Raw genomic sequence first — 15,723 nt, forward strand, 5'->3', positions numbered from 1 at the left:
CGATCTGAGCGAACCGGCTCTGGATGCTCAGGCTGATGGCCGGTCAGGCTGTGTGGGGCATGGCATCGGGAGCGGGCCGCAAAATGCCTCTGTCCGCTCGCGCCGCTCTGGCGTAACCATGCCGGCGGTGTTGGAAGGCGGCAAGCGATGCAGATCGGCATTCTCAAGGTGAAGGTGCAGCTCCTGTGCGGGGATGAATTCGCCATGGGGCCGGGCAAGGCGAACCTGCTGGAGGCGATCGACCGGGAACATTCGATCTCCGGCGCGGGGCGGCTGCTGGGCATGAGCTATCGGCGCACCTGGCTGCTGGTCGACAGCATGAACCGCTGCTGGACGCACAAGCTGGTCGAGACATTGCCGGGCGGCGGCAGGGAACGCGGCGCGCGGTTGACCGACACCGGGCGCGCGGTGCTCGGCGCCTATCGCGCAATCGAGGCGGAGATGGCGCGATCCGCCGAGGGCGATGCCCTGGAGACATTGCGGACGCTGCTGCGCGAACAGCCATTGCCCGCGCAATCGGGCAACCGATCGGTCAGCCCAACCGGCTGATCCTTCCCTGTCGGCGCGCGCGCCCTTCGGCCCCGGCGGGGGCGTGGATGCCGGTCCATCCGCGATGCGGCGCAAATCCCCAATACAATGCGGCCCCGCATGGCGACGCTTTTCACGATGCGCGCCCGCAGACACGATCCGGGTAGGCAAAGCGCCTGTCGCGCAGGAAGCCGGGATCGGTCAGGCTCTGCAGGAAGGCGATCAGGTCCGGCCTGTCCCCGGCGGCAACGGGCATGGGATGCCTGCGCAGTGCCTCGTCCAGCGTCGTCGCCGAGCCATCGTGCAGCCATGGGCCGGTCACGGCCACGTTGCGGAGCGATGGCGTCCGGAACCTGCCGTCATCCTCGGCCCTGCCGGTCTTCTCGACCAGACCCCGGTCCGCTGCCGTGGGGGCGATCGGGACCGCATGATAGCGCGCGTCGGTAAGGTTGGGGCCGGCATGGCAGGCCGCGCATCCCGACGCCCCGAAGAAGCTGTCCCGACCGCGCCGGGCCGCCGGCGAGAGCGCCGCCTTTCGTCCCTGCAGATAATGGTCATAGGGACTGTCGAACGACAGCAATGTCCTTTCGAACGCAGCAAGCGCGGCGGAGACCGTGGCGAGATTTATGGCGCCCCGCCGATCCGGAAAGGCCGCGCCGAACATGCGCCGGTAGCAGGCGTCGGCCTCCAGCCGCCGCGCGATCTCCGCCTCCTTGCCCGCCATGCCCATCTCGACCGGATGCAGCCCCAGCACCGGCACCGCGACCTGCGCTTCCAGGGTGGTCAGCCCCGGATCGGCCCAGGTCAGGCGCGGCAGCCAGGCGATATTGGCAAGGCCCGGCACATTGCGCCGCCCCGGATCGCCATGCACGCCGGGCCGCGTCGCATTGCCGTCGGCAAAGCCGCGCTTTTGCTCATGGCAGGACGCGCAGGACATGGTGCCGTCGATCGACAGGTCCGCATCGTGGAACAGGCGGCGGCCCAGCGCGACCTTGGCGGCCGACATCGGGTTGTCGGGCGGAACCTGCGGCGGCGACAGGCCCTTGGGCAGGCGCCACCGCCAGGGCTGCGCTGCCGGCGGCATCGCCATCGCCGCGAAGACGGGCGCCAGAACCAGGAGCAGCCAGGCCAGCGCCTTCACGCCGATGCGCTCAGGGGAGCCGCGTGACCATCAGCGGCAGCACCGCGTCGCCATTGCCCGCAATCTGCAGGATGTAGCGGCCCGGCTTCAGGGGGAAATCCACCATCTTGCGGATACCGGAACAGGCCGGCCCATGGCCATGGGCGCGCGATGCGATCACCGTCCTGCCCTTGAGAAGATCGATCCACGCGCCCGAACCCAGCGCGACGCGATAGGTGCCCGCCTGCGCGACGGTGAAGGCGAACAGCCCGCCATGGCTGACGGAGCCGCCCGGCTTTTCCGGGCGCACGGCATAGGTGACGCTGCCCGTCGGGGAAAGGCGCGCGTCCACGGCGCGGCCGGGCGACAGCATGGCCCCGGCCAGCGCCTTGCTGTCGGCCGCCGCGACAGCCGGGCTGCGCGACGTCCATGCCGCAAGTTCGGCGGGCAATGGCGCCGCGCTGGAAGGCGGGCAGCTTTCCGCCGCCACCTGCGCCAACGCCGGCGCCAGCATCGCGCATCCCGCCGCGCATCCAGCCAGTATCATCCCGCGCAGCATCACTGGCTTCTCCTTCAGACCGATCTCTATATATGGCCATATATATCGAGTCGCACAGCGGCAATCGCTTTCGAGGGGGGATCATCATCATGCGTTTATCCATGTTGCTGGCCGGTGTTGCCGGCTTGGCCTGCACATCTGTCCATGCGGCCGAACCTGAGCGGCAGGACGGCAGCTTCACTTTGGGGCAGATCGTGGTGACGGCCCCGCGCACCGAAGGCATCGCCATCGACGGCACGACCCTGTCGGCCGATGCGATCTACACCTTCAACCGCAATACTCTGGACGAAGCGGTGAACCTGATGCCGGGCGTCTCCTCTTCCAACAGCGGCGGGTCGCGCAACGAACGGCTGATCTTCGTCCGTGGCTTCGACCGGTTCCAGGTGCCTTTGTCGCTGGACGGCATCCGCGTCTATCTGCCCGCCGACAACCGGCTCGATTATGGCCGCTTCCTCACCCCCGACATTGCCGAGGTGCAGGTCGCCAAGGGCTATGCCTCGGTGCTGGACGGTCCGGGCGCCATGGGCGGCGCGGTCAACCTGGTGACGCGCAAGCCGACCAAGGCCATCGAGGCGGAGGTGCGCGGCACGCTCAATCTGGACAGCGATGCCGATTATGCCGGCTATAATGTCTTCGCCCTGCTCGGCACGAAGCAGGACAACTGGTATGCGCAGGGTTCTTTCACCCGCAATATCGTCGATCACTGGGATCTGGCGGGCGGTTACACGCCCACGCCGGCCTCGGCGGAACAAGGCGGCGCGCGGGATTTCTCGGCGACGCGCGACTGGCGGGTCAATGCGAAGATCGGCTTCACCCCCAATGCGACGGACGAATATGCGCTGAGCTACACCCGGCAGGAAGGCGCGAAGAATGCGCCGCTGCACATCACCGATGGCGTTGCGACGCAGCGCAACTGGAGCTGGCCCTATTGGAATATCGAGAGCTTCTATTTCCTCTCGACCACGGCGCTGGGCGACCGGGCGACGCTCAAGACGCGGGTCTATCGCAACAGCTTCGACAATCTGCTGCGCTCCTTCGACAATCGCAGCCAGACGAGCCAGACGCTGGGGCGCGCCTTCAACAGCTATTATCATGACAAGGCGTGGGGCGGGTCCGCGCAGCTGGATGTCGACCTCACCGATGCCGACCGGTTCAGCCTGGCGGCTTATTACCGGCGCGACAGGCATGTCGAATATCAGCAGGGCTTCCCCAGCGGCCTTACCGAGCCGCCGCAGACCAATGTCGAGGATACATACAGCATCGCCGGCGAAAACCGGCTGGCGTTCACCCCTGCATTGTCGCTGGTGCTGGGCGCGAGCTTCGACTGGCGCGACCTCCAGCGCGCGGAGGAATATGGCACGCCGCCCGGTGGCGGGGCCGCGCGCATCTTCAGCTATCCGCTGTGCAATGCCAGCGCGTTCAACGGGCAGGGCCAGCTGATCTGGACGCCCGATGCCGACACGCGCCTCCACGCCAGCATCTCGTCGCGGGTACGCTTCCCGACCATCTTCGAGCGGTTCAGCACCCAGTTCGGCACGGCCGCGTCCAATCCGGGCCTGAAGGCCGAACGGGCGACCAATTATGAAATCGGCGGCAGCCGCACCCTGGGGCCCGTCCGGCTCGAAGGTGCTGTGTTCTACAGCGATATCAGCGACGCCATCGTCTCGGTGCGCCCGCTCGGCTTCCCGGCGAACACGACCCAGCGCCAGAATCTCGGCTCGGCCGAATATTATGGGGCGGAACTGTCCTTCGCCGCGCAGCTCGGGGCGGGGCTGAATGTCGGCGCCAACTATACCTATACCCATCGCGCCTTCGACATCGCGCCGCAGACCAACGGCACGGTCGTGCCGGTCTTCCGCCTGACCGACGTGCCGACGCACAAGGGGTTCGCCTATGCCGACTGGTCGCCCGTCGCCGGCCTGCACATCGTCCCCAATGTCGACCTCGCCTCCAACCGCACGACGATGACCACCGCCGCGCTACCGGTCTATTACCGCACCGGCAGCTATGCCGTCGCCAATCTGAGGATCGACTACAGCCTGACCGAAGGCGTCGAGATCGGCGTCGGCGCGCGCAATCTGTTCGACGATTATTATGTCCTCAGCGACGGCTTCCCGGAACAGGGGCGCAGTCTCTTCGCGAGCATCCGGGCGCGCTACTGACGATAACAGGGATGCGCGGCCATCGCGTTGCGAGGGCGATGTCGGCCATGCCGACGTCGCCCATGCGCTAGATATCGTCCTCCTTGCCTTCCGGGGCACGAGGCTATTCATGCTGCGCCGTCACCTCCGCGATGATCGCGCGACCGCTCTCGATCGCCTTGGCCACCGATATCTTCCGCGCCTGAATATCGTCGGCCAGCGTCATGAGGCGCGCCGCACCCGCCGAGCCGGTGTCCGCGACCTCGGCGACATGAAGGCCATGGTCCGTTGCGATGGTTTCGTCCCAGCTCTTGCGGATCGCCGCCCAATAGTCCCTGGTCGCCGCCCAGTAGCTGTCCGCCGCCGCGACATCGAAATCATCGGCGTGGACATAGCTGTTGAGCACGGATTCCTGGACGAAGGGCACGATCTTGCCGCCGGTCGTGCCCGGCTCCGGTCCCATCTTGATATTATCCTGCCAATGGACCCAGCCCGAGGGCGTGGGCGAGTGGCGGTTGATCCCCAGATAGCGGTCATAGGGCGGCTTGCGGACGGCGTCGCGCCGGGCGAGGGGGCGCCATGTCCAGCTGCTGCGCCAGCGTCGCACGCCGCCTTCGTCGGTCCACTGGCCCCAGCCGCCATAGCGCGGGGAATCGTCGGTCTGCCACACCGTCTGGGACCAGCGCCCCGCGCGCATGGCCGCCGGGACGGCCTCGACATTCCAGCGCCCCGTGCCGGCATAGACGAGGACGCTTTCGGGCTCATAGGTCCAGTCCTGCCGCCAATGCTTGATGACGAAGACCTTGCCGGCATCGTCCTTCACGACCAGCAGATGCTGGAGGACGATGTGGCGGCCGCTATCCTCGACAATGCGCACGCTTTCATGGCCGCCGCTGATCTTGGACGGGATCGGCGTATAGTCCGGGCGCCACGCCGTGGTCTCGCGCATGTCGAAGGTCACTTTATAATTGCCCGCCATGGCGAGGATCGCGGCGCGATCGGCCTGGAAAGCGCCGGCCTCGACCTCCGCCGAGCGCGCCTTCACGGGGCCGTCGGCAAGGGCGGGCGGGGCGGAGAACAGGGCTGCCGCCAGTGCGATGGATGAGAGAAGCGTTGATTTCATGGGAAACTCCTAGAAGCGGGCAGTGAGCGAGACGCTCGCATTGCGTCCCGGCTGCGTGTAGGCGTCGGTGACGGTCGATGTGGCGGCGAGGCCGCGGACATCGCTCCACCAGGCATATTTCTTGTCGAGCAGGTTGAAGAGGCCGGCACGCAGCGTCACCGCCTTGCCGACCCGGACATAGGCGGTCGCGTCCAATATGGTGAACCCGCCGGGGCGGAAGCAGGGCGCGCCGTTGCAGACCGTCGCGGCACCGCTGGCGTCGACATAGGTGGTGCGGCCGAGTTCCTTCTGCGCGGCATGGGTGGCGATGATCTGGCCGCCGAACCGTCCCTCCGGATGATCGTAGCCGATGCCCATCACCAGCTTGAGCGGATCGATGGTGGACAGCGGCGAGCGGATGCCGTCGCCGTCGATCACCGTGCCCTTGGCATAGCTGATCGCCATGCGCCCGGAGAGGCCGCTCTTCATGCGCAGGTCGAGCCGGCCCTCGGCGCCGGAGATGCGCACCCGGTTGAGGTTGATGAACTGGAAGATCGCGGGATTGGAAGGGGTGAACCCGCCGCCGACCACTTCCTGGCTGATGAAGTTGCGATAGCGCCCGGTAAAGCCGGTCACGCCGCCGCTCACCAGCCCTTCGGCGAAGCGCAGGCCGCCTTCATAGGTTTCGCTCGTTTCCGGCTTCAGGTTCGGATTGGGCAGCGAGGTGTAGCCCTGGGCGAGGTTCTGGAAGAACTGGTTGACCTGCGTGGGGGAGGGCGCCTTGAAGCCGCGCGCATAGTTGGCGAACAGGTTGACGCCGCCCAGTTTCACGACCCCGCCGATCTTGGGGGAGAGGCGCGATCCGTTCTGGCCCGCCGTATCGAACACCGGCAGCAGCGGATCGTCCTTCGGATCGAGCTTGTAATGGTCGAAGCGCAGCACCGGATAGAGGGTGAACATGCCGTCCGCCAGCGCGATCTCGTCGCCCAGATAGGCGCCGGCGAGCGTGAAGTCGGTGATCGGGAAGGCGCGGGTCGGGAAGGTGTCGGGAGGCGTCGGCGTGGTGCCGTCGCGCAGCCCCTTCTGCCGCGTGACGCTGATGTCCCCGCCATAGACGACGCGGTGGGCGATGGCGCCGGTGCGCAGGTCGCTCCGCAGTTCGGCGCTGGCCCCGATGACGCGGTTCTCGAAGGTGTTGAGCCGGGTGCGGTCGGCGGCGGTGTTGCGGTCCTCGGCGCTGAACTGGCGGTTCTCGCCATCCTGATACCAGAGCGACAGTTGCGCCTCGTCGATCGCGCCCGTGCCGCGATACCGCCAGTCGAGGCTGACGCGATCGCGGCGGGTCTTGTCGTGCGCCGTAAGGCCGATGACGCTGGTGGCGCTCGTCGCCGCGGCGGCGATGCCGCTGAGCACATTGGTGCGCATGTCGTCGTCCAGATGATCGAAGGTCAGCCGGACGCGATGCGCCTCGCCGGGGTTCCAGACGATCTTGCCCAGCACGGCATTGGAGCGGCTGTCCTGCGGATTGGGCGTGGTCCGGTTGGCATTGGGCGCGTCGTTCGTCCCCTTGTTGTCGAATTCATGCCCGTCCCGGCGGGTATAGGCGACCAGAGCCGACCATGCCCCGCTTCGCCCGGCCAGAATGGCGGTCTCGGAAAACTGGTCGTCCGCCGAATCATAGGCCGCGCGGACGAGGCCCGCGACATTGCGGTCCTTGCGCAGGAAATCCTCGGGGTCGCTGGTGACGAAGCTGACCGCGCCGGCCAGGCCGTCGCTGCCGTAAAGCGCGGAAGCGGGGCCGCGCAGGATTTCGACGGACTTGATGAGGCCGACATCGACATAGTCGCCGCGTCCCGCCGACTGCGCGCCGAAGTCGAAACCATCGGGCACGCGCACGCCGTCGACCTGGATCAGCACGCGATTGCCTTCAAGGCCGCGGATGTTGAAGCCGGCATTGCCGTCCCGGCCTGTCGTGCCGCTCGCCGCCCCGAAGCGCGTGGGCGCCCGCCGGACGCTGACGCCGGGCTCGAACCGCACGAGGTCCTTGATGTCGGACACCATCTGGTCGGCGATCTGCCGATCCGAAATGACCGAGACCGTCGCGGGCACGTCGATCACGGCCTGCGGCAGGCGCGTAGCGGTCACGGTGATCGCGTTGCGCTGGTCGAAGGTAACAAGCGGGTCGCCATCCTGCGCCCGCGCCAGGCCGGGGGCCAGGGCAAGGGTGGCGGCCAGCGCCGGGATCGACGCTGACAGGATCATGTGCTGCGGACGCCGCGCATCCGGCTTGGAAACGGCCAATGAAGCCCCCTTTAATATTGATAATGATTCTCATGTGCTGTTTATCGGCAGGGAAGGCCCTCCGTCAACATGAAGTGCAAAAGGAGGACCGCGACGAACCGCCCGGTTCGATGAGCGTCCGATGGGCGCGGCGTGCCGGACGTGCTTTTATCTTCACTTTTCGGCAAGGCGCCTCTATGCCCCGCGTTGAAGGACGGCATGAGCCGCCCTTCGAAGATCGCGCCGGTGCCCCGAAAGGGGCTTAAAATGGGAATGCGGTACGGATGCCTTGGCATCCTATTCCGCAGCTGTCCCTGCAACTGTAAGCGGTGAGCGCGATGCATATCGACCTTCCGGGATCATCGGGGGGTCAGCCACTGGGCCGGACGCTAAGTCATGCGGGGCCTGGGAAGGCCATGCATCGTGCGATGACCCGTGAGCCAGGAGACCTGCCGGCGTCTGGTCGCTCTTGCCTGGTCCAGGGGATGGCCGTGGCACGGTACTCCGTCTGAGCGACGCTTGTGCGGCGGGAGCCGCACCGGCATGCGTGCCGGGCGCTGCAGGGTGTCCGTTCGGCAGTGCATGCCGGCCGTTCGCGCGGAGGCTCCCGTCCGGTTTCGCTGACACCGACGGGGAAATACCCATGAATATCGCCTGTTTTCCGGCGACGGCGGCCGCCGCCCCACGAACGCGCGCGCACGATCGCCGCAAGCCCCGCCCCGTTTCGCCGCAGGCCCCGGCATGACCGTGCCCCAGATTTCCCCGTCTTCCCCGCAAAGGCCGCTGCGACGGCGGATGATCGGCATGTTCGGCGGGCTCATCGCCGCCAATGTCGCGCTGTGGCTGTGGGCGTTCGCGCTGTTCCCCGGCAACACCGTGATGCTCGGCACGGCGCTGCTCGCCTGGAGCCTTGGCCTGCGCCATGCCGTCGATGCCGATCATATCGCGGCGATCGACAATGTGACGCGCAAGCTGATGCAGGATGGCCAGCGGCCGCTGACGGTCGGCTTCTGGTTCGCGCTGGGGCACAGCGCCATCGTGCTGATCGCGGCGGTCACGATCGCGCTCGCGGCGAGCGCGGTCAGCCGGATCGAGGCGGTGGGCGCGGTCGGCGGCGTCATCGCCACGGCCATCTCCGCGACCTTCCTGTTCGCGATTGCGGGCATGAACCTTCTCATCCTGCGATCGGTCTGGCGCACCTTCAACGAGGTGCGCGCCGGCAAGCCCTATGGCGAGGACGATCTGGACCTGCTGCTGGGCAATCGCGGTGTCCTGTCCCGCCTGTTCCGGCCGCTGTTCCGGCTGGTGACGCGCAGCTGGCATATGGCGCCGCTGGGTTTCCTGTTCGGCCTCGGCTTCGACACGGCGACGGAGGTCGCGATCCTCGGCCTTTCGGCGGGGCAGGCGGCGAACGGGCTTTCGATCGGCACGGCCCTGATCTTCCCGCTGCTCTTCGCGGCGGGCATGGCGCTGGTCGATACGGCGGACGGCGCGATGATGATGGGCGCCTATCAATGGGCGTTCGTGAAACCCATCCGCAAGCTCTACTATAACATCACCATCACGCTGGTGTCGGCCATCGTCGCCATCATGATCGGGGGCATCGAAACCGCCGCGCTGCTGGGCGAGAAGCTGGGCCTTTCCGGCGGCATCTGGTCGCTGGCGGCGAATCTGGGCACGCATTTCAACAGCCTGGGCTTCGCGATCATCGGCCTGTTCGCTGTGTGCTGGATCATCAGCTGGGCGATCTACCGCTGGAAGGGCTTTGACGAGATCGAGGTGGCCGGTCGTGCCTGAGCGCGACCTGTCGCTGACGCTGGAGGGCGTTACCGTCCGGCGCGGGCGCACGGTTGCGGTCAGCGATGCCAGCACGCTGTTCGCGCCGGGCCGGCTGACCGCCGTCATCGGCCCCAATGGCGCGGGCAAGAGCAGCCTGATCGAAGCGGCCGCCGGGGTGCTGAAGCCGGTATCGGGCATGGTGCGGCTGGGCGACAGGCCGATGGCCGACATCGATCCGCGCATGTTGGCGTTGCAGCGCGCCTATCTGCCGCAGCGTGCGGCGGTGAGCTGGCCGATCAGCGTCGAGCGGCTGGTGGCGATCGGCCTCACGCCCTCGCTCCCGTCCTTCGGCCTGCTTTCGCCGGCCATGCGGGAGGCTGTCGACCGCGTGCTCGCCGAATGCGACCTGCTGGCCCTGCGTGACCGGCCCGCGACCGCGCTGTCGGGGGGCGAGCTGGCCCGCGCCATGCTGGCCCGGGCGCTGGTCGCCGATCCACGAATCCTGATCGCGGACGAGCCGACGGCGGGGCTCGACCCCCTGCACGCCATGGCCTGCATGCACCGCCTGCGCGCCCGCGCCGGACTGGGGGCCGTCATCGTCGTGGCGATCCATGACCTGACGCTGGTGCGGCGCTTTGCCGATGCGGTGGTCGCCATGCGCGGCGGCCGCATCCTCGCGGCTGGCCCGGCCGACACGGTGCTGTGCGCCGACACGCTGTCCCGCCTGTTCGACCTGCCGGTGCGGGTCGAGGCGGACGCTATCTCTTTTCTCGACCCCATCCCCCTGTCCGAAGGAATTTTCGCATGAGCAAGGTGCCTGCAACCGTCATCACCGGCTTTCTGGGCGCCGGCAAGACCACGCTGATCCGCCATCTGCTGGAAAATGCGGGCGGACGCCGCCTTGCGCTCATCATCAACGAGTTCGGCGATGTCGGCATCGACGGCGATCTGGTGAAGGGCTGTGGCGATGAAGCCTGCGCGGAAGAGGACATCGTGGAACTGGCCAATGGCTGCATCTGCTGCACCGTCGCCGATGATTTCCTGCCCACCATGCAGCGCCTGTTGGACCGGCCCCTGCCGCCGGACCGGATCATCATCGAGACATCCGGCCTGGCATTGCCCAAGCCGCTGCTCAAGGCGTTCCAATGGCCCGCGATCCGCACGCGCGCGACCGTGGATGGCGTGATCGCGCTGGTCGACGCGGATGCGCTTGCCGCCGGCCGCTTCGCCAGCGACGAGGCGGCGCTGGCCGCCGCGCGCGCGGCGGACCCGACGCTGGACCATGACAGCCCGATCGAGGAACTGTTCGAGGATCAGCTCGCCTGTGCCGACCTGGTGCTGCTGGGCAAGACCGACCTTGTCGATCCGCAGCTGCTGGACGCGCTGGAGCAGGGTCTGGCCGCGCGCGTGCGGCCCGGCGTCGCCATCGTCCGCAGCGCCCATGGCCGGGTGGACCCGGCGCTGTTCCTGGGCCTGGATGCCGGCGCGGAGGACGATCTGGACAGCCGCCCGTCGCATCATGACGCCGAGGGCGAAGAGCATGACCATGACGATTTCGACAGTTTCGTGCTCGACCTGGGCGAAGTCGAGGCGATCGACGGGCTGCTGGGGCCGCTTGGCGATGTCATCGCCGCCCATGGCATCCTGCGCATCAAGGGCTTCGTGGCGGTCGCCGGGCGGCCCGCGCGGCTGCTGATCCAGACGGTCGGGCCGCGCATCCAGCATCATTTCGACCGGGCATGGTTGCCGGGCGAGGCGCGGGCCTCCCGGCTGGTGGTCATCGGGCAGAAGGGGCTGGATCGCGCGGGAATCGCAATGGCGCTGCAGGCCGCGGCCGGGGCGCAGGCCGCCTGATGCACCTGCTGGCCGCCACGCCCGGCACCGTTTCCAGCGGAGAGGAGGCGATCGACCTTGGCCAGACGCCGGGCGACATCGTCATCCTCACCACCGCCGACAGCAGCCTTGCCTGTTTTGCCCGGGCGGCGGCCCTGCCCGGACTGGAAGGGGTGGAGCTGCGGCTCGCCAACCTGTTGCAGCTACGCCATCCCTATTCGGTCGACCTCTATGTCGAAAAGGTGATCGCGAAGGCGCGCTTCGTGTGCGTCGTGCTGCTGGGCGGCAAATCCTACTGGCCCTATGGCATCGACGAAATCGCCGCCGTGGCGCGCGAGAAGGGGATCGCCTTTGCCGCGATCCCCGATGGCAATGACGACGACCCCGGATTGACGGCGGCGTCCACGGTGCCGCCGGAGACGGGCAGACAGCTGCACGATTATCTGCGGCAGGGCGGTGTCGCCAATGCGGCGGGCTTCCTGCGGCTGGCCGCCCGGCTGGCGGGTGGGGACGCGGGCGATCCGCAGGCGCCGGTGCCGATTGCGGACGCCGGCCTCTATCTGGCCGGAGAGCCGCGCCCGACGCTGGACCAGGTGAAGGCGCGCTGGGTCGCGGGGCGGCCGGTCGCGCTGTTCACATTCTACCGCGCGCTGGTGATGGCCGGCACGCTGGAGGCGGTCGACGCGGTGATCGCGGGACTGGAGGCGGAGGGGATGAATGTCCTTCCCGTCCATGTCCGCGCCCTGCGCGAGCCCTTCGCCGTCGATGTCCTGCGCGCGCTGACCGGGGAGGTGGCGCCGGACGTCATCCTGAACGCGACCGCCTTTGCCGCCTCCGCGCCCGGCGAGCGGCGCAGCGCGAGCATATTGGAACTGCCCGACTGCCCGATCCTGCAGACGAGCTTCGCCAGCGTCGAGCGGGACGCCTGGCAGGCCAGCGCGCGCGGCCTTGGCCCGCGTGACCTCGCCATGAACGTCGCCCTGCCGGAGGTGGACGGGCGGCTCTTTTCCCGGGCCGTCGCCTTCAAGGCGGCGGCCCGGTTCGACGCGCGGACGCAATGCGCGATCGTCGTGCCCACTGCGCTGGACGACCGGGTGGCCTTCGTGGCGAAGCTCGCCGCCAACTGGGCGCGGCTGCGGCGCACCCCGGTGGCGCAGCGTCGGGTCGCGCTGGTGCTGGCCAACTATCCCAATCGCGACGGGCGGATCGGCAATGGCGTGGGGCTGGACACGCCGGCGAGCGCGGCGGCCATCCTCGATGCGCTGGCCGAGGCGAGCTATGCGGTGGGGGATGCGCCGCGCGACGGGGCGGCGCTGATGCGATGCATGACCGGCGGCGTCACCAACGATCTCGCCTCGCCGGATCGTTCGTCAGACCAGCGGCCGGGCGAGATCGCCCTGCCGCTGGCCGATTATCATGCGGCCTTCGCGGCCCTGCCGCAGGCGGCGCGCGACATGGTGCTGGCCCGCTGGGGCGCGCCGGAGGACGACCCCTTCGTGCGGCGGGGCGCTTTCCGCCTTGCCGTCCACCGCTTCGGCCATGTCGTCCTCGCGGTGCAGCCGGCGCGCGGCTATCATATCGATCCCAAGACCAGCTATCATGATCCGGCGCTGCCGCCGCCCCATGGCTATCTGGCCTTCCATCTCTGGCTGGCGGGGACATTCGGGGCGCAGGCCGTCGTGCATGTCGGCAAGCATGGCAATCTGGAATGGCTGCCGGGCAAGGCGATCGCCCTGTCGCGCGATTGCTTTCCGGAAATCTGCGCCGGGCCGATCCCGCAAATCTACCCCTTCATCGTCAACGATCCGGGCGAGGGCACGCAGGCCAAGCGGCGCATCGGCGCATGCATCGTCGACCATCTGACGCCGCCGCTGACCCGCGCGGAAAGCTATGGCCCGCTGCGCGAACTGGAAGCGCTGGTGGACGAATATTATCTCGCCGCTGGGATGGACCCGCGCCGGCTGGACGGGCTGCGCCGAAGCATCCTGGACCTCGCGGCGTCGCAGGGGCTGGACAAGGATGCCGGCGCATCGGGCGATGACGACGACGCGCTGGCCGCGATCGACAATTATCTGTGCGAACTCAAGGAAATGCAGATCCGCGACGGGCTGCATGTCTTCACCCGCTCGCCCGAGGGCGGGCTGCTCCGCGACCTGCTGATCGCGCTGGCCCGCTGCCCCAGGGGCATCGACAGCGCGGGGCAGGCATCGCTGCTGCGGGCGCTGGCCGCCGATCTGGGGCTGGATGTCGATCCGCTCGACTGCCGGCTCGGCGATCGCTGGCAGGGCGCGCGGCCTGAAGCGCTGCTCGCCGTGAGTGCCGATCCCTGGCGCACCCATGGCGATACGGTGGAGCGGCTGGAGGGGCTGGCCATCCGGTTGACCGACCATATGCTCGCGCGCACGGCCTTCGATCCGCCCGGCCCCGCCAGCACCGCCGTGCTCTCCGCGATGCGCGACGATCTGCTGCCGCGTGTCGTCGCCTGCGGAGGGGCGGAGCGGGCGGCGTTGCTGGCCGCGCTGGACGGGCGGTTCGTGCTGCCCGGCCCGTCCGGCGCGCCGACGCGGGGGCGGCCCGATGTGCTGCCCACCGGCCGCAATTTCTATTCGGTCGACACCCGCGCCGTCCCGACCGTCACCGCCTGGAATCTGGGGCAGCAATCGGCGGCGCTGCTGGTCGAGGATTATTTCCAGCGCGAGGGCGCCTATCCCCGCGCCATCGCGCTGTCGGCATGGGGCACGGCCAATATGCGGACCGGTGGCGACGACATCGCCCAGGCGCTGGCGCTGATGGGGGTGCGGCCCCGCTGGGAATGGGCTTCGGGCCGGGTGATCGGGTTCGAGGTGATGAAGATCGCCGAGCTTGGCCGCCCGCGCGTGGATGTGACCCTGCGCGTCTCGGGCTTCTTCCGCGATGCCTTTCCCGAGCAGATCGACCTGGTGGACAGCGCCGCGCGCGCGGTGATGGCGCTGGACGAGCCGGAGGAGGACAATCCCGCCGCCGCGCGCCACCGCATGGAAGCCGCCGTGCTGGTCGCCGACGGCGTGGAGGCCGGGGTAGCGGGCCGCAGGGCGGGCGCGCGGGTCTTCGGGTCGAAGCCGGGCGCCTATGGCGCGGGGCTTCAGGCGATGATCGACGAGCGGCTGTGGCATGGGCGCGGCGACCTTGCGGAAATCTATCTCGACTGGGGCGGCTATGCCTATGGCGGCGGCGTGGAAGGCGATGCCGAGCGCGCCCTGTTCGCCCGTCGCCTGGTACAGGCCGACGCGCTGGTGCAGAATCAGGACAATCGCGAGCACGACCTGCTCGACAGCGACGATTATTATCAGTTCGAAGGCGGCATCGCCGCGGCGGTCGAGCATCTGTCCGGGCGCAGGCCGCTGTCCTACCATAATGACCACAGCCGCCCGGAACGCCCGGTGATCCGCACGCTGGAGGATGAGATCGGCCGGGTCGTCCGCGCCCGCGTCACCAATCCCAAATGGATCGCGGGGGTCATGCGCCATGGCTACAAGGGCGCGTTCGAGATCGCGGCCTCGGTCGATTATCTCTTCGCCTTCGCCGCCACCACCCATGCGGTGAAGGACCATCATTTCGATGCCGTCCACGCCGCCTTCATCGAGGACGAGGCCGTGCGCGCCTTCATGGCGCAGGCGAACCCGGCGGCGCTGCGCGAAACCGCCGCGCGCCTGCTCGAAGCCCTGGAGCGGGGCCTGTGGAAACCCCGGTCGAACAGCGCGGGCCTGTTGCTCGCCGAACTCAAGGAGACGCACCCATGAAGGACCGCACGCCCGAGCAGCACAATGAAAAGATGAAGAAGAAACAGGCCGCGCATGAAAAGATCATGGCGACCAAGACGGTCGAAAAGGGCCTGCTCATCGTCCATACCGGCAAGGGCAAGGGCAAGACGACCGCCGCCCTCGGCATGGTCGTGCGCGCCATCGGCCATGGCAAGAAGGTGGGCGTCGTCCAGTTCGTGAAGGGCGCGATGAGCACGGGCGAAAAGGCCGTGTTCGATGCCTTTCCCGACAATGTCGATTTCCGGCCGATGGGCGAGGGCTTCACCTGGGACACGCAGGATCGCACGCGCGACATCGCGGCGGCCCGCGCCGCCTGGGACGAGGTGAAGCGCATGATCGCCGATCCGGCCTATGACATGGTGCTGGCCGACGAACTGAACATCGTGCTGCGCTACGACTATCTGCCGCTGGACGAGGTGCTGGCGGTGCTGGCCGCCCGCGCGCCGATGAAGCATGTCATCGTCACCGGCCGCAATGCCGCCGACGCGCTGATGGACGCGGCAGACCTGGTCACGGAGATGACGCAGATCAAGCATCCGTTCCGCAGCGGGGTGAAGGCGCAGGCAGGCATCGAGTTCTGA

General features: G+C 68.2%; 11 protein-coding genes and 1 riboswitch. Of the genes, 7 read left to right on the forward strand and 4 right to left on the reverse strand.

Annotation, left to right across the window (positions count from 1 at the left end; translation table 11 throughout):
• Positions 1-147: 147 nt before the first annotated feature.
• Positions 148-549: a winged helix-turn-helix domain-containing protein gene (locus tag WFP78_RS10405; RefSeq protein ID WP_336961510.1), complete on the forward strand. Its 402-nt coding sequence runs from the start codon at positions 148-150 to the stop codon at positions 547-549.
• Between the two features lie 112 nt (positions 550-661).
• Here WFP78_RS10405 and WFP78_RS10410 read toward each other — a convergent pair whose 3' ends face one another.
• Positions 662-1,669, reverse strand: coding sequence for a cytochrome-c peroxidase (locus tag WFP78_RS10410; protein ID WP_336961513.1), 1,008 nt, complete (start codon positions 1,667-1,669; stop codon positions 662-664).
• Between the two features lie 10 nt (positions 1,670-1,679).
• Entirely contained in the window at positions 1,680-2,207 is a 528-nt protein-coding gene (locus WFP78_RS10415; RefSeq protein ID WP_336961775.1) for a homogentisate 1,2-dioxygenase, read from the reverse strand.
• A gap of 89 nt (positions 2,208-2,296) precedes the next feature.
• On the opposite strand from WFP78_RS10415, the gene WFP78_RS10420 reads away from it, so the two are divergent.
• The gene (locus WFP78_RS10420) at positions 2,297-4,369 is read left to right on the forward strand and encodes a TonB-dependent receptor plug domain-containing protein (protein WP_336961516.1); all 2,073 of its coding nucleotides are present in this window, start codon (positions 2,297-2,299) and stop codon (positions 4,367-4,369) included.
• Between the two features lie 103 nt (positions 4,370-4,472).
• Here WFP78_RS10420 and WFP78_RS10425 read toward each other — a convergent pair whose 3' ends face one another.
• Positions 4,473-5,471, reverse strand: a complete 999-nt coding sequence (locus WFP78_RS10425) for a DUF6607 family protein (RefSeq protein WP_336961519.1) — start codon at positions 5,469-5,471, stop codon at positions 4,473-4,475.
• A 9-nt stretch (positions 5,472-5,480) separates the two neighbouring features.
• On the reverse strand, positions 5,481-7,751 hold the full coding sequence (locus WFP78_RS10430; protein ID WP_336961522.1) for a TonB-dependent hemoglobin/transferrin/lactoferrin family receptor: 2,271 nt from the start codon (positions 7,749-7,751) through the stop codon (positions 5,481-5,483).
• A gap of 206 nt (positions 7,752-7,957) precedes the next feature.
• Positions 7,958-8,201: riboswitch (cobalamin riboswitch) on the forward strand.
• Positions 8,202-8,471: 270 nt separating this feature from the next.
• Here WFP78_RS10430 and WFP78_RS10435 point away from each other — a divergent pair.
• Genes WFP78_RS10435 through cobO form a run of 5 tightly spaced genes read left to right on the forward strand, consistent with a single transcriptional unit; the run spans position 8,472 to position 15,723 of the window.
• On the forward strand, positions 8,472-9,527 hold the full coding sequence (locus WFP78_RS10435; protein WP_336961525.1) for a HoxN/HupN/NixA family nickel/cobalt transporter: 1,056 nt from the start codon (positions 8,472-8,474) through the stop codon (positions 9,525-9,527).
• Entirely contained in the window at positions 9,520-10,317 is a 798-nt protein-coding gene (locus WFP78_RS10440; RefSeq protein WP_336961528.1) for an ABC transporter ATP-binding protein, read from the forward strand. Before WFP78_RS10435 ends, WFP78_RS10440 begins: the two co-directional genes overlap by 8 nt.
• Positions 10,314-11,363, forward strand: coding sequence for a cobalamin biosynthesis protein CobW (cobW, locus tag WFP78_RS10445; RefSeq protein ID WP_336961531.1), 1,050 nt, complete (start codon positions 10,314-10,316; stop codon positions 11,361-11,363). The genes WFP78_RS10440 and cobW overlap by 4 nt, the downstream gene beginning before the upstream one ends.
• Complete coding sequence (gene cobN, locus WFP78_RS10450; protein ID WP_336961534.1) at positions 11,363-15,121, forward strand: cobaltochelatase subunit CobN; 3,759 nt, start codon at positions 11,363-11,365, stop codon at positions 15,119-15,121. The genes cobW and cobN overlap by 1 nt, the downstream gene beginning before the upstream one ends.
• Positions 15,118-15,723 carry a cob(I)yrinic acid a,c-diamide adenosyltransferase gene (cobO, locus tag WFP78_RS10455; protein WP_336961537.1) on the forward strand — a complete coding sequence of 202 codons (606 nt, stop codon included), beginning with the start codon at positions 15,118-15,120 and terminating at the stop codon, positions 15,721-15,723. Before cobN ends, cobO begins: the two co-directional genes overlap by 4 nt.

This window comes from Sphingobium aquiterrae, from assembly GCF_037154135.1.
GTDB classification, from domain to species: Bacteria; Pseudomonadota; Alphaproteobacteria; order Sphingomonadales; family Sphingomonadaceae; genus Sphingobium; species Sphingobium aquiterrae.

Coding starts and splice junctions, on each gene's coding strand:
- WFP78_RS10405 (WP_336961510.1), top strand. CDS start 148: ATGCAGATCGGCATTCTCAAGGTGAAGGTGCAGCTCCTGTGCGGGGAT.
- WFP78_RS10415 (WP_336961775.1), bottom strand. CDS start 2,207: ATGCTGCGCGGGATGATACTGGCTGGATGCGCGGCGGGATGCGCGATG.
- WFP78_RS10420 (WP_336961516.1), top strand. CDS start 2,297: ATGCGTTTATCCATGTTGCTGGCCGGTGTTGCCGGCTTGGCCTGCACA.
- WFP78_RS10425 (WP_336961519.1), bottom strand. CDS start 5,471: ATGAAATCAACGCTTCTCTCATCCATCGCACTGGCGGCAGCCCTGTTC.
- WFP78_RS10435 (WP_336961525.1), top strand. CDS start 8,472: ATGACCGTGCCCCAGATTTCCCCGTCTTCCCCGCAAAGGCCGCTGCGA.
- cobW (WP_336961531.1), top strand. CDS start 10,314: ATGAGCAAGGTGCCTGCAACCGTCATCACCGGCTTTCTGGGCGCCGGC.
- cobN (WP_336961534.1), top strand. CDS start 11,363: ATGCACCTGCTGGCCGCCACGCCCGGCACCGTTTCCAGCGGAGAGGAG.
- cobO (WP_336961537.1), top strand. CDS start 15,118: ATGAAGGACCGCACGCCCGAGCAGCACAATGAAAAGATGAAGAAGAAA.